Genomic DNA, 23,317 nt, shown 5'->3' with positions numbered 1-23,317 from the left:
GATTCATTGGAGATTATTCGCAATGTCCGATCTTGCTCAATACCGGCGCCCCTTCTGGGACACCCAGCCGGGCTACCGTTTCGATCCGTATGGGTCCACCCGTTTGCGCTCGCCGAACGAACCGCTGATCGCCGTGCCGCAGACGCTCTCGGAGGTCACGGGGCCGATGTTTGGTGCGGCGTTCGTCAGGCAGGGCGATAACGACCTGACCCGCGTGTCCACCGCTGAGGCCATCGGCGAGCGCATCATCGTTTCCGGCCGGGTGCTGGACGAGAACGGCCGGCCGGTGCCGGACGCGCTGATCGAGATCTGGCAGGCCAATGCCGCGGGCCGTTACCTGCACAAGCGCGATCAGCACGATGCGCCGCTGGATCCCAACTTCAGCGGCGATGGGCGAACTGTCACGGACGCGCAGGGGCGCTACCAGTTCAAGACGATCCGGCCGGGCGCGTATCCGTGGGGCAACCATTACAACGGGTGGCGTCCCCAGCATATTCACTTTTCGCTGTTTGGCCGGGCCTATGCCACGCGCCTGGTCACCCAAATGTATTTCCCCGGCGATCCGCTGCTGGAGTTCGACCCCATCTTCCAGTGCGTACCCGACGCCAAGGCGCGCAACCGGCTGGTTGCCGCGCTGGACTGGGAGACCACGGTCCCCGAGTACGCGCTGGGCTATCGTTTCGACATCGTCCTGCGCGGCCGCAACGCCACGCCCATGGAGTAACGCATGCTCTATCCCACCAGTTCACAGACTGTCGGTCCCTATCTGCACATCGGGCTGTCCGGGTTGAACCGTGACGATCTGACGGAAGGATGCGCAGACCTGGGTGCGCAGGCCGTCGTCATCGAGGGACGCGTGATCGATGGCGAGGGCAATCCCGTGCCGGACGGCATGGTCGAGATATGGCAGGCCGATGCACGCGGCGTGTATGGGCATCCAGACGATCCCCGGCATACCGAGGGCAGTGCGGGCTTTGGCGGCTTTGGCCGTGTGGCCACGCAGCCGGACGGCGGCTTCCGCTTCACCACCATCAAGCCGGGCCGTGTGTCCGGGCCGGACGGACAGCTGCAGGCGCCGCATCTGGTGGTGTCCGTCTTCATGCGCGGCCTGCTCAAGCATCTGTCGACGCGGATGTATTTTCCGGATGAGGCTGGCGCCAACGAGGCGGACTGGATTCTGGCCAAGGTGCCCGCCGGCCGGCGCGGCACGCTGGTGGCGCAAGCGGCGGAAGCGGGCGTTCTGCGCTGGAACATCATCCTGCAGGGACCGCAGGAAACCGTGTTCTTCGATATCTGACCCGGCGCGCGACGAGATCCACACGATGAACAACGTTTCCGGGCTGACCGAATCCATCTATTCGGATGAAGCGATCCTGACGATGCTTTCGGGCCCGGCGGCCATCAGCCAGATGCTTGCCGTGGAGGCGGCCCTGGCGCGCGCGCAGGCGCAATGCGGCGTCATTCCCCCTGGCGCCGCGACGGTCATTGACGAGGTCTGCCGGGGCGGCGGAATCAGCGGCATGCTGGACACGGATGCCATCGCGACGGCCGCGGTGGCGGCGGGCAACATTGCGATTCCATTCGTCAAGCAGTTGACCGCGGCCGTCGCGCGCGTGGATGCCGAAGCCGCCAGCTACGTGCATTGGGGCGCGACCAGCCAGGACGTTCTGGATACCGCGCTCGTCCTGCAGATAGGGCAGGTGGCCGCCAGGCTGGACGCGAGCCTGCAGCGCGCCACGCTGGCGTGCGCGCGGCTGACCGGCGCGCATCGGGACACCATCATGGTGGGACGCACGTGGTTGCAGCATGCGCTGCCCACGACGTTCGGCGCCAAGACGGCCGGCTGGCTCGAGGCCTTGGAACGCAGCCGGCTGCGCGTGCGGCAGGACGCCTCGCAGATCGCACTGCTGCAATTCGGCGGCGCCGTGGGCACGCTGGCCAGTCTGGGGCCTGCGGGGGCCGATGTGGCGCGGGCGGTGGGCGCCGAGCTGGGTCTGGGCGTGCCGGCGATGCCCTGGCACACGCATCGCGACCGGCTTGCCAGCCTGGCCGCGTCGCTGGGTGTGCTGACCGCCACGATGGGCAAGATTGCGCGGGACGTGTCGCTGATGGCGCAATCCGAGATCGGCGAAGTGAGCGAGCCGTCCGGCCCGGGGCGCGGCGGATCGAGCACCATGCCGCACAAGCGCAATCCCGTGGCTTGCGCGGCCATCCTGACCGCCGCGATCCGAGTGCCGCCGCTGGTGTCGACGATGCTGTCGGGCATGATCCAGGAACATGAACGCGCGTTGGGCGGCTGGCAGGCCGAGTGGGATGTGCTGCCCCAGATTGCTGCGCTGACCGGCGGCGCGTTGCGCCATTTGGGCTGCATGCTGGATGGGCTGGAGGTGTATCCAGACCGCATGGCAAAGAATCTGGCGCTGACCGACGGCCTCATCCTGAGCGAGGCCTACATGCTGGCGCTTGGCGCCCGGCTGGGCCGCCTGCCCGCGCATGCGCTGGTGGAGCGCGCGTCGCGCGATGCCGTCGCGAACAAGCGTTCACTCAGGGATGCACTGCGCGAGGCGTTGGAAAGCGATGCCGCGACGCGCGGACTGCTTAGCGGCGATGACCTGGATCGTCTGGGCGATCCGGCGAACTATGTTGGCGAGGCGCCGGCAATCTGCGACAGGGTGCTGGCGGCGTGGAGGGAGGGCGGGGATGGAGCGACGTCGGTGTAAAGTGCCTGCGCCTTGCAGCGCCTCAGAACGCTGAAAGCCGACCCGCGCGAATCGCGCGGTGGTTCAGGACTGCCCGCGCAACCGCGCCAGTTCCGCCGACAGCTCCGCCACCAGCGCTTGCGCGCGCGCCAGCGGGTCCTGTGCGTTGACTGGCGCCTGCGGCTCGGGCGCGGTTTCATGCAGCCGGGGCTGCACGCTTTCATGCCCCATGCTGACGTCCACGTCGAACACCAGTTGTTCGGCGCGATGCCAAGTGGTGAACCATTCCAGCGGCTTGCCGTGCTGGTCCATGCCCTGGCCCTGCAGCATCAATAGCGGCGTGCCGGCCTGCGTGTCCAGCAGGGCGGCAAGCTCGCTGTTCGCCGCGACTGCGCGGATCTGGTTGCGGCCGGCGCCGGGGCGCAGGCCGAATTGACGCGTCAGCACGCCGTGCAGGGACGCGTCGGCAAGGTGTTCGGCGCGCAGGCCCGGCACCGCGTCGGCGGGCAGCCAGGTGCGCACGTAGGCCAGCGGCGCTTCGGCCACGTGGCGCAGGCGTTCCAGCATCAGCAGGCGGGTGGTGCCGAAGAACTCGGCGACCTCGGCGGGCGGCTCGCCCGGGCCCAGCGCCAGCACGCGCGTGCGCAGCGCAACGCCCGACTGGGCGAACTGCTCGTATAGACCGGTGGACCGCTGCACGAGGCGGCGGTGTTCCTGCGGCGCGGCCACGGTGGCGGGGCGGCCGGTCTCGCGTTGAATGAGGCCTTCCGCCGCAAGCGCCGCGAGGGCCTGGCGCACCACGCTGCGGGCCACGCCGAAGCGGTCGCACAGCGCGGCTTCGCTCGGCAGCACGGCGCCCGCCGCGAGCTTGTTCGTGCGGATGTATCCGCGCAACCGCGACGCCACCTGGGCGTGCAGCGGGATGTCTCCCGCGCGGTCAAGATCGGGCAATGCGTCGTGCGTGGCGGGCGCCATGGGAATCAACCTCCGGTTTGTGCCCGCGCAGTTTCCCATACATGCGTCCAGCCCGGGGCCAGATGCGCGGCGCGCTCGGCGGCCAGGATCAGGCTGTCTTCGCGCGCGATGCCCTTGCCGGCGATGTCGAAGGCAGTGCCGTGGTCCACGGACACGCGCACGACGGGCAGGCCAACCGTGATGTTGACGCCGTCGTCGCCGTACACGGACTTGAAGGGCGCGTGGCCCTGGTCGTGGTAACAGGCGATCACGAACTTCCACTTGCCGCGCACCGCCTGCGGGAACAGCGCGTCGGCCGGGATGGGACCGGCGGCCAGGATGCCGGCGGCATTGGCTTCGGCCACCGCCGGCGCCAGGATGTCGGCGTCTTCGCTGCCGAAGATGCCGTTCTCGCCGGCATGCGGGTTCAGGCCCGCGACGGCGACGGGTTCGTCGCCGCGGCCCAGGGCGGTGGCGAACGAACCGGCCAGGCGCAGGACGGCGCGCATGCGTGCAGGGTTCACGTCTTCGATGGCCTGGCGCAGCGAGACGTGCGTCGTGGCATGGAAGATGTAGAGGTCGCCGGCCGACAGCACCAGCGAGAAGGTCTTGACGCCGAACTCATGGGCCAGCAATTCGGTGTGGCCGGGCCACTTGTGGCCTGCGGCGTGCATCGCGGCCTTGTTCAGCGGGGCGGTGACGATGCCGTCGATCTCGCCGGCGCGCGCCAGGGCGCAGGCCGTGGTGACAAAGCGCACGGAGCCGTCGCCGGCGTCCGCGCTGATCTCGCCCAGCTTCACGTGCGCGAGCGACGGGCCGGCTTGCAGCACTTCGATCGTGCCCGGCGTGTTGGTGGCGTCGGCCGCGCGGTCCAGCTTGCGCACGATGGCGGGGTCACCGCCCAGGCCGCGCACCGCATTGGCCATGACGTCCACGTCGCCGACCACGAAGAGGCGCGCCTTCTGGCGCAGTTCGTCGTGGCCCATGAGCATCTTGGCCGTGATTTCCGGCCCGATGCCCGCTACGTCGCCCAAGGTCACAGCCAAGAGGGGCAGCTTTGCGGGAGGGGTTTGTGTCATCGCTTGAATCTCCTGTCGCGGATCGCGCGCACGGCGCGAACCAGTACGTCTTCGGTGCCAAAGCCGCCGGCCTTGGTCACCACGGGCAGGCCAGCGGCCGTGCCTCCGGTCAGCGTGCCCAAAGGCACGCCGCCCATTACTTCGTCCACCAGCGCGATGCCGTTGGCCTGCAAGGCCACCAGCACGCTGCGCGCGCCGTCGCCGCCCGTGGCGACGACACCCGCCGCGCGCGAGGCGGCAATCAATTGCGCGGCAAGGCTGCCGAGCCGGTCGGCGACCGTATCGGAGTCCAGGCCGGCGCGTTGGCCTTCGGGGGCCAGCAGCAGAATGGTGCCGGCTTCCAGTGGGGCCTGAGCGTGCGACTGCAGGAGCGGCTGGCTCCAGGCCTGCCACTGCGCGTCGTCGGCCAGTTGATCGAGCGACGGGCTCCACGTGTCGGCGCCCGCCGCCTGCAGCGCGGCGGCCTGGCCGCGCGCGGCGCTGTGCTGCGACGTCACCACGACCACCACGGGCGCGGTCTGGTCGGCGCCGGCCCACACGCGGGCCAGCGGCACGGCCAGGCCGCCCGCGCCCACGGGCAGGGCGCGTTCACCCAGCAGACCGACGGCGCGCGCCAGCCGTTCCAGGTCGGCATCGGTGGCCGCGTCCACCACCACGTCGCCGCCCGCCTGCGCGATGCGCGCGGCAAGCGTTTCGGGCGTGTCTTCAGCCAGCGGCGCCACGTGGGCGCAGCCGAGCAGGGTGGGAATATGGCTTTCGGTTACGGGGGTGACCGGATCGGTCGCCGCCGAGGTCTCGGTGACCGGCTTGCCGTTCACATACAAAATGCCTTGCTCGACGGTGCGGCCCGTCGCCGGAAAGGCAGGGCAGACCACGGCGATCGCGTCATCACGCCAGGCGCCGCGCGCCGCGTCGATCTCGGCCTTGAAGGCGCCGCGCAGCGTCGAATCCACCTTCTTGTACAGGCGCGTCACGCCGGCGTCGCGCAACTGGCGCACGTTGCCGCGGATGACCTCGGCCGCATCGGCCGCGCTGAGCGCCCGGCTGTTGGTCGTGACGGCCAGCACCTCGACGCCGTCGTGGGCGGGCCCGGACAGGGCCTCGTCCGCGCCGCCGATCGACAGGTGCGTGCACCAGCCGGCGCGCACGAATTGCACGGCGGTGTCGCCGGAACCGGTCAGATCGTCGGCGACGATGGCGATGGTGGGTTTCACAAGGCCTCTCCGCGGGCTTCGGTCAGGGGCGGTGCGACGGTGGCGTCGGGGTCCTCGGACTTCAGTTCACCGGCGCGCTTGAGGAACCAGGATGCCAGCACCGGAGCCAGAATGGAACTGATCAGCACGCACGCGGCGACTTGCGCGGTGGCGGTCGAGACGTATTGCTGGAAGTTGGGGTCGGCCGCAGCCACCACGGCGGGCGTGGCGATGGCGTTGCCGGCGGTGGTGCCGGCTGCGAAGCCCAGGCCGCTCTTGCCGCCGCGGCGCAGGATCATGCGGTAGCCCAGGTAGACCAGGCCGCCCGTGATCGGGCTGATGATGAGGCCCAGGATCAGGCCGCTGATGCCGCCGCCGACCACGGCGCCCAGGTCGATGCCGGTGCCCAGCGCAAAGGCGAAGAACGGGATGACGATGTTCGGCACGGGCTTGAGCACGTCGCGCCACTTGGGGTCCAGGTTGCCCACGACCACGCCCAGCAGGAACGGCACCAGCGCCGCCACCAGGGCGATCATCGGGATGTCGGCCAGACCCGACGCGCCCAGGAACAGCAGGCTGAAGAAGGGGCCGTCGTTGACCGCGCTGGCCACGTAGGCGCCGCGGTCACGCGCATCGCCGTATTGACCGGTGTAGGCCAGCCACAGGCCGCCGTTGCTGTTGTCGAACGCGGCAAGCATTGCCAGGATCGACACGCCCCACAGGCCGTCCAGGCCGACGTAGCTGCCCAGGATGATGATGAGCGTGGCGGGCACGATCGTCTTCATCAGCAGGATGGTGCCGGCCGTGGCCAGGATCGGGCCGCCGGTGCGGGCGTTGACGTGCGTGCCGGTCGCGAAGATCAGCAGCGCGATCAGCGGCAGCGCGCTGTTCTTGAAAAGGGCCGTGGTGAAGCCGCCGATGGCGAGCGCATCGGGGGCGAAGGTGCCGATCAGGGAACCCAGGATCAGCGGCACCAGCATCAATCCACCAGGGATTTTCTGCATCGTGCCAAAAAAGGGCGAGCGGGTAGTTGCGGTCGACACTATCGAGGTCTCCAGGACGATTTTTCTGGGTTGCAGACGTTCATGCGCGCGTCTGTCGGACGGGTGAAAAAATCGTAGTGTACACCTGTACGTACAGCATGTACGTACAGGTTGACCCCAATTCCCGTCCCGGATATAGGGACGGTTGTGCCGTCAGAAGCGGTAGGCGCCGCTCAACATGACCGTGCGGCGCGCGCCGTAGAAGCAGTCGCCACGATCCAGGCAGACCACTTCGTACGTGCGGTCCGCGATGTTGTTGACGTTGAGCGCATAACGCCACGGGCCGTTGGTATAGCTGACCATCGCATCGAACAGCGTCACGGACGGCGTCTCCGGCGCGCCGCCGTCGCGGAACTTCGACAGGAAGCGCGCGCCGGCGCCGACCGCGAAGCCAGGCTGGCCCGCCACCGCGAAGCGGTACTTGCTCCACAGCGACACCATGTGCTTGGGCATGCCTTCAAGCTGCGGATCGATGTCGGTGTAGATGTAGTTGGCGATCACGTCCACGTTCTGGGTGACGCGGCCGCGCGCTTCCAGTTCGACACCGCGCGTGCGCGTCTTGCCCGCCTGGATCTGATTGTTGGGATTGTCCGGATCGTTGGTCTGCCGGTTGCTTTCGCGCAGGTCGTACGCCGCCGCCGTGAATTCCAGGTCGGCGCCCGGCGGCATGTATTTCAGGCCCAGTTCCCACTGCTTGCCGCGCATGGGCTTCCAGCGCTGGTCGTAGAAGTCCGCGCCCGCGATGGGGGTGAAGGACTCGCTGTAGCTCACGTACGGCGACCAGCCGTTGTCGGCCGCGTACATCAGGCCGAAGCGCTTGGTGGTGGCCTGATCGGTTTCCTTGTCCTGGCCCTCGGCCGTGCTTTCGACGCGATCGCGGCGGATGCCGGCCAGCAGGATCCAGTTCTTGTCGAACGTGATCTGGTCCTGCGCATAGAAGCCCAGTTGCTGCTGGCGTTGCTTGGGCGAGTCGCTGAGTGTGTAGTCCGGCGCGTTGCCGTACACCGGGTGGTACAGGTTCAGCGGCGATCCCAGCCCGCTGTCCGATTGGCTGGTTTCGCGGTAACGCGTGTAGTCCATGCCGACGATGACGGTGTGCTGCGTGCGGCCCCAGTTCAGCTTGCCTTCCAGGTTCTGGTCGGCCAGCAGCGTGCGCATGCGGGGCTTGTTGATGTAGTAATAGCGGTCGACCGTGGTCTGCTCGGGATCGATGTACGAATTGCCGCGGCGGTCGCCGTACACGTTCGGGTACAGCGATTTGTAGTCCACGCTGCTGACAGTATTGCGGAAGCTCTGACGGACTTTCCAGGTGTCGTTGAACTTGTGCTCGAACAGCCAGCCCACGTTGAATTGCTCGGTGTCGTAGGTGTCAAAGCCCGGTTCGCTGGCAAAACGGCGTGTCGGGATGCGGCCGTTGGGATTGTGATCCACGGTGCCGCTCCACGGCAGGAACGATTGCGTCGTGCCCGACCGGTCCTTTTGCCATGAGGCCTGCAGCGTCAGCGACGTGGCCGCGCTGGGCTGCCACGTGAGCGACGGCGCGAGGAACATCCGGTCGTCCTGCGCGTACTGCACCTGCGTGTCGCTGTCGCGGCCCAGCGCCACCACGCGATACAGCCACTGGCCGTCCTCGGTCAGCGGGCCGGTGATGTCGGCCTGAATCTCGCGGCGGTTGAAGTTGCCCAGCTGTACGCCGATTTCGCCTTGCTGCTCGGCCTGCGGGCGCTTACTGACCAGGTTGACGATGCCGCCCGTGCTGCCCTGTCCGTACAGCATCGACGACGGACCGCGCAGCACCTCGACGCGTTCCAGGCCATAGACCTCGGTGCGCGGGTTGTTGAAGCTGAAGAACTGGCGCAGCCCGTCCAGGTATTGCACGGGCTCCACGCCGCGCACGCGCACGTAGTCGCCGCGGTTGTCCACGCCGTAAGCGTTGGGCCGCACGCCCGCTGCGTAGTTCATCGTGTCCTGTACGTTCTGCGAACCCTGGTCGACGATCTGCTCGCGCGGGATCACGGTGATGGCCTGGGGTGTTTCGGACAAGGGCGTGTCGGTCTTGGTGCCGGTGGCGCTGCGCCGGGCGATGTAGCCGTCGACGGGGCCGGTCGCGGTTTCGCCGGTGCCCAGCACCTGCACGGCCGGCAGGGTGGCGGGCTGTTCGGGCTGCGCGTGCGCGGCGCCCGCGCCCAGGCAGGCGGCCAGCGCGGCGGCGGCGGGAACACGGGTGTGCAGCCGCGCGCGCAAGGCGGCCTGGGTGTGATGGTGCTTCAAGAGGATCTCCCCACTGGCGTCGGTTTGGTACGGCCAGTTACGTATAGAAATGACAACGATAATAATTATCAATTGTGGCGATATGGCCAGCCAATAGCGCGCATCGGGGGAAGATGTAAAAAAGCCCTGCGGCGCGTCAAGGCGGCAGGGCTTTGCACAGGAATCTCCTGTGAATTCATCGAGTTGAAGCGGCGCGTGATGGCGGACGCTCCCGCGGCCGCTGTTGGCGGCGCGCGACAGTGTTGCACGCGCAAAAACGGGGTGCGGTCGGCGGGGCGGGGATCAGTCCTCGCGGGTCGCCTGATTGGCGATGCCGGGAGGGTTCACGGCGCGCGTGGCGGCGGGCGCCTGCCCGTCGGGACGCAGCTCGCGCCGCAGGATCTTGCCGACGTTGGTGCGCGGCAGGTCGTCGCGGAACTCGATGTGGCGCGGCACCTTGTAGCCGGTAAGCTGGCTGCGGCAATGCGCGATCAGCGTTTCGGCATCCAGCGCGGGGTCCTTGCGGATCACGAACAGCTTGACCGCCTCGCCGGAGCGCTCGTCCGGCACGCCCACGGCCGCGACTTCGCGCACGCCGGGGTGCAGGGCGGCCACGTCCTCGACTTCGTTCGGGTACACGTTGAAGCCCGACACCAGGATCATGTCTTTCTTGCGATCGACCAGATACACGTAGCCGGTCTCGTCGACATAACCCACGTCGCCCGTGCGCAGGAAGCCGTTCGGGTACATCACAAGCGCCGTCTCGTCCGGCCGGTTCCAGTAGCCACGCGTGACTTGCGGACCGCGCACGCAGATCTCGCCGTTTTCGCCGATGCCCAGTTCGCGGCCCGCGTCGTCGCGGATCGACAGGTCGGTGGACGGTACGGGCAAACCGATGGACCCGTTGAAGATCTTGGTGTCCAGGGGATTGATGGTGACTGCGGGCGACGTTTCGGTCAGCCCGTAGGCTTGGGCGATAGACACGCCCGTCGCCGCGCGCCAGCGATCCGCCACCGACCGCTGCACCGCCATGCCGCCGCCCATGGTGAGCCGCAGGCGCGAAAAATCCAGGTGGGCAAAATCCGGGTGGTTGAGCAGCGCGTTAAAGAGCGTGTTGACGCCGGTAAAGGCCGAGATCGGCACTTTGCCCATTTCCTTGATCAGCCCGGGGATGTCGCGCGGATTGACGATCAGAAGGTTGCTTGCGCCCAGCTTCATGAACGTCAGGCAGTTCGCCGTCAGCGCGAAGATGTGATACAGCGGCAGGGCCGTGACGATGCATTCCTCGCCGTCCTTGACCAGGGGTCTGACCCACGCGTAGGCCTGGCTCACGTTGGCGACCATGTTGCCATGCGACAGCATGGCGGCCTTGGCCACGCCGGTCGTGCCGCCCGTGTACTGCAGGAACGCCAGGTCGGCGGGCGAAAGCTGCATGTTGGTGAACGGCAGGTCGCGCGCCGCACGCAGGGCATCGCCCAGCTTGTGCGAGCCGGGCAGCGACCATGCGGGCACCATGCGCTTGACGCGCCGGACCGCGAAGTCCACCAGGCGCCCCTTGATCGGCCCCAGCATTTCCCCGATGGAGGTGACCAGCACGTGCTCGACCTGCGTGCCGGGCAAGGCCTTTTGCAACGTGGCCGCGAAGTTGTCCGCGACCACGATGGCGCGCGCGCCGGCGTCGGCCAGTTGGTGTTCGAGTTCGCGCGCGGTGTATAGCGGATTGCAGTTGACCACGATGCAGCCGGCGCGCAGGGCGCCGAAAAGGCAGACGGGATACTGCAGCAGGTTGGGCATCATCAGGGCGATGCGGTCGCCGCGGGAGAGGCCGTTGGCGTGCAGCCATGCCGCGAAGCGGCGCGTCAGCGCGTCCAGTTCGGCATACGTGATCGATTTGCCCATGCTGATGTAGGCCGTCTTGTCGGGAAAGCGCCGGAAGCTTTCCTCGATGATCGTCACCAGCGTTGTCTCGCCGTCAGTGTCGATCTCGGCGGGCACACCGTAGGGATAGCTCTTGTGCCAGATTCGTTCCATGTCTTGCGGTTCCGTTGGGGCGCAAGGCCCTAGTTGCCCAACAGGGCTTTCTTCAGGGAAGCCTGCGCGGGGCTGTCGCCCAGCCAGACGCGCAGCAGCGCGCGGGCGAAGGCGGGATCGTCGATGCGGCCGCGCGGCTTGCCGTTGCTGGCGATCGCAACGCCGCGGGCGTCGAAGTCCAGGTCGATGACATCGCCTTCGCGCGCGGCGCCGATGTCGGCCATCAGCCGCGACAGGCGCTGGGCGGGTTCCTTCAAGGTGGCGAGCACCTGCGAGGGCGTATTGTCGCGCAAACCGTCCTGCAGCGCCCCGTCCAGGCTCTTGCTGTCCACGTCGCGCAGCATTTGCAGACGGATTCGGCGTGGTTCGGTGCTGCCGATGATCGCGGCAGCGTCGTGGGTCTTCGTGGTGACGTACAGCGCCGCCACGTAAACTTTCACGACGAAGCGGGTGCGCAGGCCGGCGCCGTTCAGCGTCAGCGAGTGGCCGCCTTCGGCAAGCTGTTCGGGCACGCGCACGCCGGCGACGTCGACGTCAGCGTGGGCCGGCGCGCCCGCCAGGCTGGCGGCAAGAATCAGACTCAGGGCGGCGGCGCGCCCTCCGGGGTTGAAACGCATTTGTCACCTCCAGTGTTCTTCTGTTTGTAGAACTTCTTGTCTGCGATGTAGATCGTGCGTTCCACGACGGCGTACACGACGTCGTCCTTGTCCTTCAGTTCGACCGTGTAGGTGCGGGTCGTTTCGTGATGCGAGGCAAGCAGGCGCCGGATTTCCGCAATCTCGCCAGGGGGTAGGCGGAAGTCGACGTAGAGCGTGGTGTAGGCCGGTTTGCGGAAACGGATGGATGCCGCCTTGTCCCACACGACGTGATCGGGGCCCAGCGCCGACATCAGCATGGTCGGATGCGCGCCGTCCGTCACGGCGAACAGCGAGCCGCCGTACATCGACCCCACGATATTGCGCGTGCGGCGCAGCAGCGGCAGCTTGATGCGGATGTGCTGGAAATCCGGCGACACGTGCAACACGCGGCCGCCGGTGGCGCGAAAGGCCGGATGCAGGTTGAAGCCCACCCGCATCAGGCGCGCGCGCCACTCGGGCGACAGGTTCTTGAACCAGTAGGGCTTCACGCTGTCCGCCGCCTGCTTACATGGCCTCGAACAGGCCGGCCGCGCCCATGCCGGTGCCGATGCACATCGTGACCAGCCCGTACTTGCCGCCGGTGCGGCGCAGTCCGTGCGTGATGGTGGCGGTGCGGATGGCGCCCGTCGCGCCCAGCGGATGGCCCAACGCAATGGCGCCGCCCAGCGGGTTGATCTTGGCCGGGTCCAGGTTCAGCTCGCGGATGACGGCCAGCGACTGCGCCGCGAACGCTTCGTTGAGCTCGATCCAGTCCAGCGCGTCCTGCTTGATGCCGGCGCGGTCCAGTACCTTCGGAATCGCGGCGACCGGGCCGATGCCCATGACCTCGGGCGGCACGCCGGCCACGGCAAAACCCGCAAAGCGGGCGAGCGGGCTGAGGTTGAATTCGCGCAGGATGCGGTCGGATACCAGAATCACTGCAGCAGCACCATCGGACATCTGCGAACTGTTGCCGGCCGTGACGCTGCCGCGCGTCGAAAACACAGGCTTTAAACGGGCCAGCGCTTCCAGGCTGCTGTCGGGACGCGGGCCTTCGTCGGCCTCGACGAGACGGCGCGCCACGCGCACCGCACCGCTGGCGCCGTCCGGCAGATGCGTGACCACTTCATAAGGCGTGGTCTCGGCGCGGAAGTGGCCGGCAGCGATGGCCGCGCAGGCCTTCTGGTGCGAGGCCAGCGCAAAGGCGTCCTGGTCTTCGCGCGACACCTTCCAGCGCTCGGCGACCTTTTCGCCGGTCAGGCCCATGCCGAAGGCCATGCCGATGTTCTCGTCGTGCGCGAAGATCTCCGGATTCATGGACACCTTGTTGCCCATGATCTGCGGCATGGCGCTCATGGATTCGGTGCCCGCGCCGATCATGATGTCGGCCTCGCCCATGCGGATGCGGGCGGCGGCGTCCGCCACGGCCTGCAGCCCGGACGCGCAGAAGCGATTCACGGTAACGCCCGCCACGCTTTGCGGCAGGCCGGCCAGCAGCAGGCCGATGCGGGCCACGTTCATGCCCTGCTCGGCCTCGGGCATGGCGCAGCCGGCGATCACGTCCTCGATGCGCGCCGCGTCCAAACCCGGCACCTGCGCCAGCGCACCATTCAGCGCGGCGGCCAGCATATCGTCAGGGCGGGTGGTGATGTAGGCGCCGTTGCGCTTGCCCACCGGCAAGCGCGTCGCGGCGACGATGTAGGCGTCTTGGATTTGCGTGCTCATATCCATTTCCTCAAAGTTCAATAGCGAGAGAAACAATCCGACTCCCCCCACTCACCACGCCTCCTCCGGGCGGGGCGGCGCGGATCCGGCTCCGCCGGTCCGCAGCGCGCGCCCCTGGGGGAGGCGCCGCAGGCGCCTGGGGGGGCTCCGTACGGTGGCTCCGCCAGTCCGCCACCGGCGCCCCTGGGGGAAGCGCCGCAGGCGCAAGGGGGGGGCTGATCAATTCCGTAGTGGTTTGCCGGTTTCAAGGGTGTGGCGGATGCGGGCCTGGGTTTCCGGCGTGCGCAGCAGCGCCACGAATTCCTTGCGCTCCACTGCCAGCAGCCATTCCTCGTCGACCTTCGTGCCGGTCTCGACCTCGCCGCCGCACAGCGCAACCGCCGCGCTGCGTGCCACCCGGTAATCGTGCGCGCTGATCATGCCGCCCTCGCGCATGTTGACCAGCACCATCTCGAAGTTGGCGATGCCATTGCGGCCGGCGACCGGCACGTTCTGCAACCGCGCGGGCGGGGTGTAGCCGGCCTGCGCGGCGGCGCGCGCCTGGCCGATCGCCACAAACAGCAGCTCGCCTGGATGGAACAGCACGATGTCGTGTTCGCGCGCAAAGCCGGCCTCGATGGCTTCCAGCCCGCTCTTGGCGACCTGGGCCATGGCAATGGTCTGGAAGACCGGTTGCAGGTAGGGGAAGACTTCGCCCGGCGTGGCCGTCTTGGCCGCCAGTGCGGCGGCCCGCGCGGCGAATTCCTTGCTGCCGCCGCCGGCCGGGATCAGGCCCACGCCGGCCTCGACCAGGCCGATGTAGCTTTCCAGCGCCAGCACGCGGTGCGAGGCGTGCATCAGGAATTCGCAGCCGCCGCCCAGCGCCATGCCCTGCACCGCGGCCACCGTCGGAACCTGCGCGTACTTGAACGACTGCGAGGCGCGCTGGAATTTCTCGACCGTGGCTTCCAGCATGTCCCATTCGCCGGCCGCGCAGGCTTCGACCACCTGTTGCAGGTTGGCGCCCACGGCAAACGGCGCGTCGTGCCAGATCACCAAGCCGTCGAACTCGCGTTCGGCCTTGGCCACCGCCTGCAGCACGCCTTCCAGCACTTCGGCGCCCAGCGTGTGGTTGCGCGACGTGACGGACAGGATGGCGATGCCCGCGTCGACCTGCGGCAGGTTCCACAGGCGCACGCCTTCGTTTTCCCAGACGGTGACGCCCCGGTCGTCGGGAGCCTCGCCCACGACGCGTTCCGGGAACAGCTGGCGTGCGTATACCGGCAGCGTCGAGCGCGGATGCAGCTTGCCGGTGCGCGCCGAATACGAACCCTCGGGCGCGTGCACGCCCTGGCGGCCGGGCTCCAGCGCCCAGGCGGGCAGGGGCGTGTTGCTCATGGCGCGGCCGGCGGCGATGTCTTCGGCCACGGCGGCGGCAATCGCCTGCCAGCCGGCAGCCTGCCAGGTTTCAAACGGGCCTTGCGACCAGCCAAAGCCCCAGCGCATGGCCAGGTCCAGGTCGCGTGCGTTGTCGGCCACGTGTTCAAGCTGTACGGCGCTGTAGTGGAAGATGTCGCGGAACAGGCTCCACAGGAATTGCGCCTGCGGATGATCGCTGGCGCGCAGCGCGGCAAAGCGCTTGGCCGGATCACGTTCCTTGAGCAGCGCCGCAACCTCGTCGGCCAGCTTGCCCGTGCCGGGCGCGTAATCCTGCTTTTTCAGATCCAGCACCTGGATCTCGCGGCCCTGCTTGCGGTAGACGCCGGCGCCGCTCTTCTGCCCGAGCGCGCCCTTGGAGATCAGCGCCGACAGCCATTCCGGCAGCGCGAAATACTGATGCCACGGATCGTCGGGCAGGTTCTTTTCCATCGTGCCCACGACGTGGGCCAGCGTGTCCAGCCCCACCACGTCGGCGGTGCGGTACGTGGCGCTCTTGGGGCGGCCGATCTTGGGGCCGGTCAGCGCGTCGACTTCGTCGAAGGCCAGACCCAGGCGCGCGGTGTGGTGCATGGCGGCCAGAATCGAGAACACGCCGATGCGGTTGGCCACGAAGTTCGGGGTATCCAGCGCGCGGATCACGCCCTTGCCCAGGGCAGACGTCAGCCAGGTTTCCAGCTGGTCCAGCACGGCGGACTGCGTGTGCGACGTGGCGATGATTTCCACCAGGCGCATGTAGCGCGGCGGATTGAAGAAATGGATGCCGCAGAAGCGGTCACGCAGCCCGGCGGGCAGCGCATTGGCCAGCGCGTCGATGGACAGGCCGGACGTGTTGGAGGCGACGATGGCGCCGGGCGCCACATGCGCGGCAATACGCTCGTACAACGCCGTCTTCCAGTCCATGCGCTCGGCGATGGCTTCGATGATGAGGTCGCAGCCTTGCAGGCGCTCCAGGTCGTCATCGTAGTTGGCGGGCGTGATCAGGGCGAGGCGCGATGCGCCGGCGAGCGGCGCGGGTTCCAGCTTCTTGAGACCGGCCAGCGCTTTCTTGACGATGCCGTTGCGGTCGCCTTCGCGGGCGGCCAGGTCGAATAGCGTGACCGGCACGCCGGCATTGGCCAGGTGGGCGGCGATCTGCGCGCCCATGACGCCGGCACCCAGCACGGCGACGTGTTTGACGACGAACTTGCTCAAGGGAGTCTCCTGAAAAAGCGGGCGGACGGCGCGCGGCCGTCCGCCCGTTCACGGCTAGAAGCGGGACGAGAGCTGCAGGCCGAAGATGTGGCCGCTGCTGTCGTAGGTGCCCGCAACGCGGCCCTTCGTGGCCTGGCTGCCGGACGTGGTGTCGATGTCCGTCTTGCGCAGGTACAGGTAGGTGTAGCCGACGTCGATCGTGGTGGACTTGGTGGCAGCCCACTGCACGCCGGTCGAGAACCAGTAGCGGTCGTTGTCGGGCAGGGATGTGGGACGGTCTGCGGCATCGTGCACCGGCGACTGATCGAAGGCCAGGCCGAACTTCCACTTCCAGTCCGGGGCGAACTTGTAGTTGGTGCCCACGGCAACGCGCCAGGTATCGCGGAAGTTGAGCGGCAACACATCATCCCGTGCGCCCGGACCCGAGTTCTTGATCTTCAGTTGGGGGATGCTGCTCCAGCCCGTCCACGACACGTCGCCCAGCAGTTCCCACCTTTCGTTGAGCTGATGCGTGGCGCTCAGGATCAGCGTGTCGGGCAGGTCGACGTTGGCCTTGGCGTCAAACGACACGGACTGGCCGGTCGGGCCGATGTTGTCGATGTCGGTGTCGCCCTTGGCCGAGTGCTTGATCTTCGAGCGATAAGACAGGCCGATGCGGGTGTCTTCGGTGGGTTGCAGCATGAAGCCGACGTTCCAGCCCCAGGCATCGCCCTTCAGGTTCAGGTCCGCGTCGCCATTCGTGGCCAGCGGCAGGCCGGCGATGGGCACCACGGTCTTTTTCTTGTAGTTCGCGTCGATGTGCTGCCAGTTCAAGCCAAAGCCCATCGAGAACTTCTCGTTGACCTTGTAGGCGATGGACGGGTTGACGTTGATGGTCTTGATGTCGAACTTGTTCGAGTGGTATTGGCCGACCCAGCCGTCGTCGTATTCGGTCATCAGGCCGAAGGGGGCGCCGATGCCCAGGCCGATGTACCACTGCTCGTTCAGTTGCCAGGAGGCATAGATGTTGGGCACGACGCCCAGGTGGCCCGCGTCCCCGCCATTGCCGCCGGTGGGAACCGAACCGTTCAAGCCTGATCCGGGGATGCCGGGCACGCTGGGGTTGCGGCTATTGCCGTTGTCCGAAAACTTGAACGACGGTTTGATCAGGTTTACCCCACCGGAGAAATTGAGCCCAGGCAGATAGGTCAAGCCTGCCGGGTTGAAATACATGATGCTGGCATTCTCCGGGTTTGCCGCCGAGCCGGCATACGCGTTGCCCAGGCCGCTAGCGTTCTGCTCCAAGAGCTGAAAGCCGGCAGCGTAGGACGTTGCGGATGCGCCCAGGCCGACCAGGATGGCCGACAGGGTGCTCAGGGACAATGAACGTCTGCGCATGGTACTGACTCCTCGAGTTGAATGTGTGTCTCTCTCTACCACTGCCGGCCTGGAGTGCCGGTCTATTCGGCGCGAGCCGCCGTACTGCGGTGCTGCTGGGTGCTGCCGTCTTCGTAATGCAATGGGCCGCCCGTGAAAGGCGCGAAGCCCGTTCCAAAAATCACGCCGGCGTCGGCCAGGTCGGCGTCGGCCACGATGCCGCCTGCCACGCGTTGCCGCGTGGCGTCGATGAGCGGCTGAATCAGTTTCTGTGCCAGGCCGGCAGGTGCGGCGGCGGGATCGCGCCGCTTGACCGGCTTGCCGTCGCGCCAGGTGTAAAAGCCCTTGCCGCTCTTCTTGCCCAGTTCGTTGCGCGCCAGGCGATCGGCCAGGCAGCGCGGCGGTTCCGCGCCGCCGGCCAACTGCGCGCCAGCATCGCGCGCGATGTCCAGGCCCACGGTGTCCGCCAGTTCCAGCGGCCCCATCGGCATGCCGAAGGCCACCATGGCGGCGTCCACGGTTTCCGGTGCGACGCCGTCGTCCACGCTGCGCATGGCCTGCAGCATGTAGGGCGCCAGCACCGCATTGACGAGAAATCCGGGCGCGCTCTTGACCGGCAGCGCCAGCTTGTCGATCTGGCCCACGAAGGCGCAGGCGCGGGCCGCGATGGCGGGATCGTCGCCGTCCACGTGCACGACTTCCACCAGCGGCATCTTGGCCACGGGGTTGAAAAAGTGAATGCCCACCAGACGTTCCGGACGGGCCAGGGCCTCGCGGAGCGTTTCCAGCGACAGGCTGGACGTGTTGGTGGCCAGCAGCGCGTCGGGCTTCATGCGCGGCTCCAGCGACTGGTACAGCGCGCGCTTGGCCTCGGGCTGCTCGCTGATGGCTTCGATGACAACGTCCGCCAGCGGTAAACCCAAACCCGCCGGATCCGGAACCAGCCGGTCGAACGCGGCGCGTGCCAGGCGCGGATCTTTCAGGCGGCGCGCGTAGAGCTCGGCGGCGCGCTTGATGGCTGGCGCGATGCGGGACATCTCCTGGTCCTGCAACGTGACCGTCATGCCCTTGAGCGCGCACCAGGCCGCGATGTCGCCGCCCATCACGCCTGCGCCCACCACATGCACATGGCGCGCTGGCGCGACGCCCGGCTGCTTGCCATTGGCCTTCAGTCGCTCTTGCAGTCGGAACACGCGCAGCAGGTTGCGCGCCGTGCCGGACGAAATGATGCGGTCGATCAGGTCGGGCGCCTTCAGCGCATTGCCGCCATGCTTTTCCCAGATCTCCACAATGGCGGGCGCGGCCGGGTAGTGGCCGAGCGGATCCTTGGCAGCGATTTGCTTGCGGGCGCGGTTGGCGACGATGGCCTTGAACGGCCAGCGGTTCAGCAGTCCGCCCAGGCCGCGCGCACGCCGCGCGGGTTTGCGCGACAGCACGGTCTGGCGCGCCGCGGCGAGCAGCAGCCGCGGAGGCACGCGCGCGTCGACCAGCCCCAGCGAGGCCGCGCGGCGCGCATCGGCGCCGCGGCCGGTCAGCATCATGTCCAGCGCGGCGGGCGCGCCGATTACCTGCGGCAGGCGCAGCATGCCGCCCCAGCCGGGAAAGATGCCCAGCATGACTTCGGGCAACGCCAGCGAGGCGCCGGGCTGATCGGCCACCAGCCGGTAGCGGCAGGCCAGCGCCAATTCAAGACCGCCACCCAGGCAATGGCCCTGGATCAGCGCCAGCGTCGGATAGCGCACGCCGGCCAGGCGGTTCATGAGGTTCCAGCCGCGCGACACCAGCCCGCGCGCCTGCTCGGGCGTGTCCAGCGTGGCGAATTCGTTGACGTCCGCGCCCACGATGAAGCCCGTGGCCTTGCCCGATTGGATGATGAGGCCCGTGGGCGGCTCGGCGTCCAGCGCGTCCAGCACCACGGAGAGTTCGGCCAGGGTGTCGGCCGACAGCGCATTGACCGCGCTGCCCGCCCGGTCGAAGGTCAGCCAGGCGATGCCGTCGGGGTCGCGGTCCAGGCGCCAGTGGGAAAGCGTATCCAGTGTCGTCATGGGCGGTCCTCGTCCAGGGTTTCGACCAGCATCGCGCCGCCTTGGCCGCCGCCGATGCAGATGGCCGCCATGCCGCGCCGGGCGCCGCGGCGCTTGAGCGCGTGCAGCAGATGCAGCACGATGCGGGCGCCCGATGCGCCCACCGGATGGCCGATGGCGATGGCGCCGCCGTCGACGTTGAGCCGCTCGGCATCCAGTTCGCCCCAGGCGGGCGTGCCGAAATTCTGCTGGCAATAGGCCTCGTCGCGCCACGCGGCCAGGCAGCCTAGCACCTGCGCCGCGAAAGCCTCGTTGATCTCCCACAAGTCCAGGTCATTCAAGCCCAGGCCGTGGCGTTGCAGGATCGGCGTGGCGGCATGCACGGGGCCCAGCCCCATGATCGCGGGATCCAGTCCGGCCCATTGCGTATCGACGATGCGGCCCAGCGGGCGCAGGTTCCATTTTTGAACGGCCTCTTCCGAGGCCAGCACCAGCATCGCTGCGCCGTCGGTCACCTGCGAGCTGTTGCCCGCGGTGATGTTGCCCCACGGTTTGTCGAACACGGGCTTGAGCTTGGCCAGCTTGTCCGGCGTGGAGTCATCGCGCACGCCGTCGTCGTGCGGGTGCAGCTTGCCCTGCGTGTCGATGAGTGGCGTGATCTCGGGCATGCCCGCCGCGCGTGCAGCGAGTGCGCGCTGGTGGCTGCGCGCCGCGTACGCGTCCATCGCGGCGCGGTCGATGTGAAAGAGCGTGGCGACGTTTTCGGCGGTCTGACCCATCGACAGGCCCACGACCGGGTCGGTCAAGCCCTTGAGCAATCCGATGACCGGCGCCAGGTGCTTCGGCCTGAAGCCGCCCAGCGCCTTGAGTTTCGCGCCCAGGCCGCGCGCGGCGTACCAGCGCGACAGCCAGCGCACCATGCCGTCCGAAAACAGCACCGGCGCGCGGGACAGCGCATCGGTGCCGCCGGCCAGCACCAGATGCGAACGGCCGTTCTGGATGTTGGCAATGGCGGAGTCCAGCGCCTGCATGCCCGATGCGCAGTTGCGCATGACGGTCCAGCCGGGCACCCGATCGCCGCAGGCCAGCCGCAGCGCAATCACACGGCCGATGTTGACTTCGTCGGGCGACGGCGCGGCGCAGCCGACGATGACCTCGTCCAGGTCCGTGGGCGCGTAGGGTTGGCGCAGCAGCAGGGCGCGGCCGGCCTGTACCGCCAGATCCCCGGCGGAGAAGGGCCCTGGACCCGTGCGGGCCTTCAGGAAAGGTGTGCGTGAACCGTCGACGACGTAAACCGGTTTGAATGCCATCCGCTTCCTCCCTCAGGCGACCTTGCGTTCTGCCGTGGGCCGGTCTGCGTCGGCGGCGCCGAGGTCAAAGGGGAAATCATCCACTTTGACCACGGTGTCGCGCAAGCGGTTGCGGCGCTTGACGACCGCATACTCTTCGGCGGTGATCGCGCCGATGGTGACTGCCGCATCGGCGATGTCGCGTACGTTGGCTTGCGGATTGCCGTCCAGCACGCCGCGTTTTTCGATCTCGCGGATCTTGGCTTCGATGGGCTCGGCTTCCAGCGTGGCGGCCAGCGCCTGTTCGATGGCGCCCACGGGTTCGTCGGCGGTGTCGGGCAGATGGCAGCCGGCCGTCAGTCGGTCGCGCGTCGCGCTGGGGCTGATCAGCAGCCGGGCCACGTCCTGGCCAAGCTGGTCGGACGGCGGGATCTGGCTGTGACCCCACGGGAACACGACGCGGCGGATAATCCACGCGACCGCGCGATTCGGGAAGTTGTCCAGCACGCCGTCAAAGGCCTCCTGCAACTTGCACAGCGCGTCCTGGATCGACCAGTGCGCAAGCGGCGCGTCGGCCTTTTGGCGGCCTTCGTCCTCGAAGCGCTTGAGTGTGGCGCTGATCAGGTACATCTGCGACAACACATCGCCCAGGCGCGCCGACAGGCGCTCGCGGCGCTTCAGGCTGCCGCCCAGCACCAGCATCGAGGTGTCCGCCAGCAGCGCGAAGGCGGCCGAGTAGCGGCCCAGCAACTGGTAATAGCGCTTCATGTCCGGTGCGACGTCGGCGTTGACGGCGACAAAGCGGGCGCCAGTCAGGGAGGTGCCCAGCGCCCGCAGCGCGTTGCGCACCACGAAGCCCGCATGGCCCCAGAACGCGGCATCGAAATCATCGAGCCCCTGCTTGCGGTCCGGCGATTGCGCGGCCTGCATCTCCGCCAGCACGTAGGGATGGCAACGGATCGCACCCTGGCCGAAGATGATGAGGCTGCGCGTCAGGATGTTGGCGCCTTCCACAGTGATGCCGATGGGAATCTGCTGGTAGGCGCGGCCCAGGAAGTTGGACGGTCCCAGGCAGATGCCCTTGCCGCCGATCACGTCCATGCCGTCGTTGACGACCTGGCGCGCGCGTTCGGTGACGTGGTACTTCACGATGGCCGACACCACGGAGGGCTTTTCACCCAGGTCCACCGCGCCTGCCGTCATGGTGCGCGCGGCGTCCATCATGTAGGTGTTTCCGCCGATGCGGGCCAGCGCCTCTTCGACGCCTTCAAACTTGCCGACCGGCATGCGGAACTGGCTGCGCACGCGCGCATAGCCGCCCACCGCACGCGCGGTGAGCTTGGACATGCCGGTGTTGGACGAGGGCAGCGAGATCGAGCGGCCCGCGGCCAGACATTCCATCAGCATGCGCCAGCCCTGGCCGGCCATGGCGGGGCCGCCGATGATGAAGTCCAGCGGCATGAAGACATCGTTGCCGCGCGTCGGACCGTTCATGAACATGGCGTTCAAGGGGAAGTGGCGGCGGCCGGTGTCCACGCCGGGGTGGTCGTGCGGCACGAGCGCGCAGGTGATGCCCAGGTCCTTCTTGCCGCCCAGCAGGCCGTCCGGGTCATACAGGCGGAACGCCAGGCCCAGCAGCGTGCAGACGGGCGCGAGCGTGATGTAGCGCTTGTCCCACGTGACGCGCATGCCGATCACCTCGCGGCCCTGCCATTCGCCCTTGCAGACGATGCCGCTGTCGGGGATGGCGGCCGCGTCCGAGCCCGCCCAGGGACTGGTCAGCGCAAAGGCTGGGACTTCTTCGCCGCGCGCCAGGCGGGGCAGGTAATGGTTCTTCTGTTCCTCGGTGCCGTAATGCAGCAGCAGTTCGGCGGGCCCGAGCGAATTCGGCACCATGACCGACACGGCCAGCGCGGAAGACCGCGTGGACAGCTTGGTTACGATTTCTGAATGGGCATAGGCGGAAAACGCGAGGCCGCCGTATTGCTTGGGAATGATCATGCCGAGGAAACCCTCGGACTTCAGGTAGTTCCAGACATCGGCGGGCAGGTCGAAGCGCTCTTGGGTGACGCTCCAGTCATTGACTATGCGGCACGCGGTTTCGGCCTGGTTGTCCAGGAAGCGCTGTTCTTCGTCGGTAAGGCGAGGCCGCGGATAGGCCAGCAGGCGGCTCCAGTCGGGGCGGCCGCGAAACAGCTCGCCTTCCCACCAGACCGTGCCGGCCTCGAGCGCATCTCGTTCGGTGTCCGACATCTGCGGCAGCACCTTGCGATACAGGTTGAAGATCGGCGCTGAAAGCAGCGCCCGCCGGATGGGGCGAACGCCCAGCAACACGGCGGCCAGGAGCGCAATGACAACCAGCGCGACGATGACTGCGTACATTTTCTTGTCTCCTCGTTGTTCTTCAGTGCCTGGCGGTGACCGAAGGCGGCTCGCCGGCCGGGTTG

Annotated in this window: 17 protein-coding genes; 3 read left to right on the top strand and 14 right to left on the bottom strand. The window is 67.8% G+C overall.

The window, feature by feature from the left end; all coding sequences use genetic code 11:
* Positions 1 to 22: 22 nt before the first annotated feature.
* The 3 genes from pcaH to ASD71_RS11225 are packed head-to-tail and all read left to right on the top strand — an operon-like array spanning position 23 to position 2,720.
* Positions 23 to 724 (top strand): protocatechuate 3,4-dioxygenase subunit beta, encoded by a 702-nt coding sequence (pcaH, locus tag ASD71_RS11235; RefSeq protein ID WP_056563395.1) that lies wholly within the window; start codon positions 23 to 25, stop codon positions 722 to 724.
* Between the two features lie 3 nt (positions 725 to 727).
* Positions 728 to 1,297: a protocatechuate 3,4-dioxygenase subunit alpha gene (gene pcaG / locus ASD71_RS11230; RefSeq protein WP_056563391.1), complete on the top strand. Its 570-nt coding sequence runs from the start codon at positions 728 to 730 to the stop codon at positions 1,295 to 1,297.
* A gap of 25 nt (positions 1,298 to 1,322) precedes the next feature.
* On the top strand, positions 1,323 to 2,720 hold the full coding sequence (locus ASD71_RS11225) for a 3-carboxy-cis,cis-muconate cycloisomerase (RefSeq protein ID WP_056563388.1): 1,398 nt from the start codon (positions 1,323 to 1,325) through the stop codon (positions 2,718 to 2,720).
* Positions 2,721 to 2,783: 63 nt separating this feature from the next.
* On the opposite strand, the gene ASD71_RS11220 is transcribed toward ASD71_RS11225, so the two are convergent.
* The 14 genes from ASD71_RS11220 to ASD71_RS11155 form a co-directional block, all read right to left on the bottom strand.
* Positions 2,784 to 3,674, bottom strand: a complete 891-nt coding sequence (locus tag ASD71_RS11220; protein WP_056563385.1) for a GntR family transcriptional regulator — start codon at positions 3,672 to 3,674, stop codon at positions 2,784 to 2,786.
* 5 nt (positions 3,675 to 3,679) lie between these two features.
* Positions 3,680 to 4,732, bottom strand: coding sequence for a 4-hydroxythreonine-4-phosphate dehydrogenase PdxA (pdxA, locus tag ASD71_RS11215; protein WP_056563382.1), 1,053 nt, complete (start codon positions 4,730 to 4,732; stop codon positions 3,680 to 3,682).
* Positions 4,729 to 5,946 carry a D-threonate kinase gene (gene dtnK, locus ASD71_RS11210; protein ID WP_056563380.1) on the bottom strand — a complete coding sequence of 406 codons (1,218 nt, stop codon included), beginning with the start codon at positions 5,944 to 5,946 and terminating at the stop codon, positions 4,729 to 4,731. Before dtnK ends, pdxA begins: the two co-directional genes overlap by 4 nt.
* Positions 5,943 to 6,929: a 2-keto-3-deoxygluconate permease gene (locus ASD71_RS11205; RefSeq protein ID WP_056563377.1), complete on the bottom strand. Its 987-nt coding sequence runs from the start codon at positions 6,927 to 6,929 to the stop codon at positions 5,943 to 5,945. The genes dtnK and ASD71_RS11205 overlap by 4 nt, the downstream gene beginning before the upstream one ends.
* Before the next feature lie 192 nt (positions 6,930 to 7,121).
* Positions 7,122 to 9,212, bottom strand: coding sequence for a TonB-dependent siderophore receptor (locus ASD71_RS11200; RefSeq protein ID WP_056566770.1), 2,091 nt, complete (start codon positions 9,210 to 9,212; stop codon positions 7,122 to 7,124).
* Between the two features lie 309 nt (positions 9,213 to 9,521).
* Positions 9,522 to 11,249, bottom strand: coding sequence for an AMP-binding protein (locus ASD71_RS11195; protein ID WP_056563374.1), 1,728 nt, complete (start codon positions 11,247 to 11,249; stop codon positions 9,522 to 9,524).
* 29 nt (positions 11,250 to 11,278) lie between these two features.
* Positions 11,279 to 11,866, bottom strand: coding sequence for a chalcone isomerase family protein (locus ASD71_RS11190; RefSeq protein ID WP_056563371.1), 588 nt, complete (start codon positions 11,864 to 11,866; stop codon positions 11,279 to 11,281).
* Positions 11,830 to 12,375 carry a DUF4442 domain-containing protein gene (locus ASD71_RS11185; RefSeq protein WP_056563368.1) on the bottom strand — a complete coding sequence of 182 codons (546 nt, stop codon included), beginning with the start codon at positions 12,373 to 12,375 and terminating at the stop codon, positions 11,830 to 11,832. The genes ASD71_RS11190 and ASD71_RS11185 overlap by 37 nt, the downstream gene beginning before the upstream one ends.
* 16 nt (positions 12,376 to 12,391) lie before the next feature.
* Entirely contained in the window at positions 12,392 to 13,591 is a 1,200-nt protein-coding gene (locus ASD71_RS11180) for an acetyl-CoA C-acyltransferase (RefSeq protein ID WP_056563365.1), read from the bottom strand.
* Positions 13,592 to 13,810: 219 nt separating this feature from the next.
* Positions 13,811 to 16,201, bottom strand: a complete 2,391-nt coding sequence (locus tag ASD71_RS11175; RefSeq protein ID WP_056563362.1) for a 3-hydroxyacyl-CoA dehydrogenase/enoyl-CoA hydratase family protein — start codon at positions 16,199 to 16,201, stop codon at positions 13,811 to 13,813.
* Between the two features lie 54 nt (positions 16,202 to 16,255).
* Positions 16,256 to 17,578, bottom strand: coding sequence for an OmpP1/FadL family transporter (locus ASD71_RS11170; protein WP_056563360.1), 1,323 nt, complete (start codon positions 17,576 to 17,578; stop codon positions 16,256 to 16,258).
* 62 nt (positions 17,579 to 17,640) lie between these two features.
* Positions 17,641 to 19,602, bottom strand: a complete 1,962-nt coding sequence (locus ASD71_RS11165; RefSeq protein WP_056563357.1) for a 3-hydroxyacyl-CoA dehydrogenase NAD-binding domain-containing protein — start codon at positions 19,600 to 19,602, stop codon at positions 17,641 to 17,643.
* Entirely contained in the window at positions 19,599 to 20,891 is a 1,293-nt protein-coding gene (locus ASD71_RS11160; RefSeq protein ID WP_056563354.1) for an acetyl-CoA C-acetyltransferase, read from the bottom strand. The genes ASD71_RS11165 and ASD71_RS11160 overlap by 4 nt, the downstream gene beginning before the upstream one ends.
* 12 nt (positions 20,892 to 20,903) lie before the next feature.
* A complete protein-coding gene (locus ASD71_RS11155) occupies positions 20,904 to 23,252 on the bottom strand; it encodes an acyl-CoA dehydrogenase (RefSeq protein WP_056563351.1) in 2,349 nt (782 codons plus the stop codon).
* Between the last annotated feature and the right edge of the window lie 65 nt (positions 23,253 to 23,317).

The sequence above is a fragment of the Achromobacter sp. Root565 genome (assembly GCF_001427425.1).
Classification (GTDB): Bacteria; Pseudomonadota; Gammaproteobacteria; order Burkholderiales; family Burkholderiaceae_B; genus Achromobacter; species Achromobacter spanius_D.
This window is presented reverse-complemented; position numbering and strand designations above follow the sequence as displayed.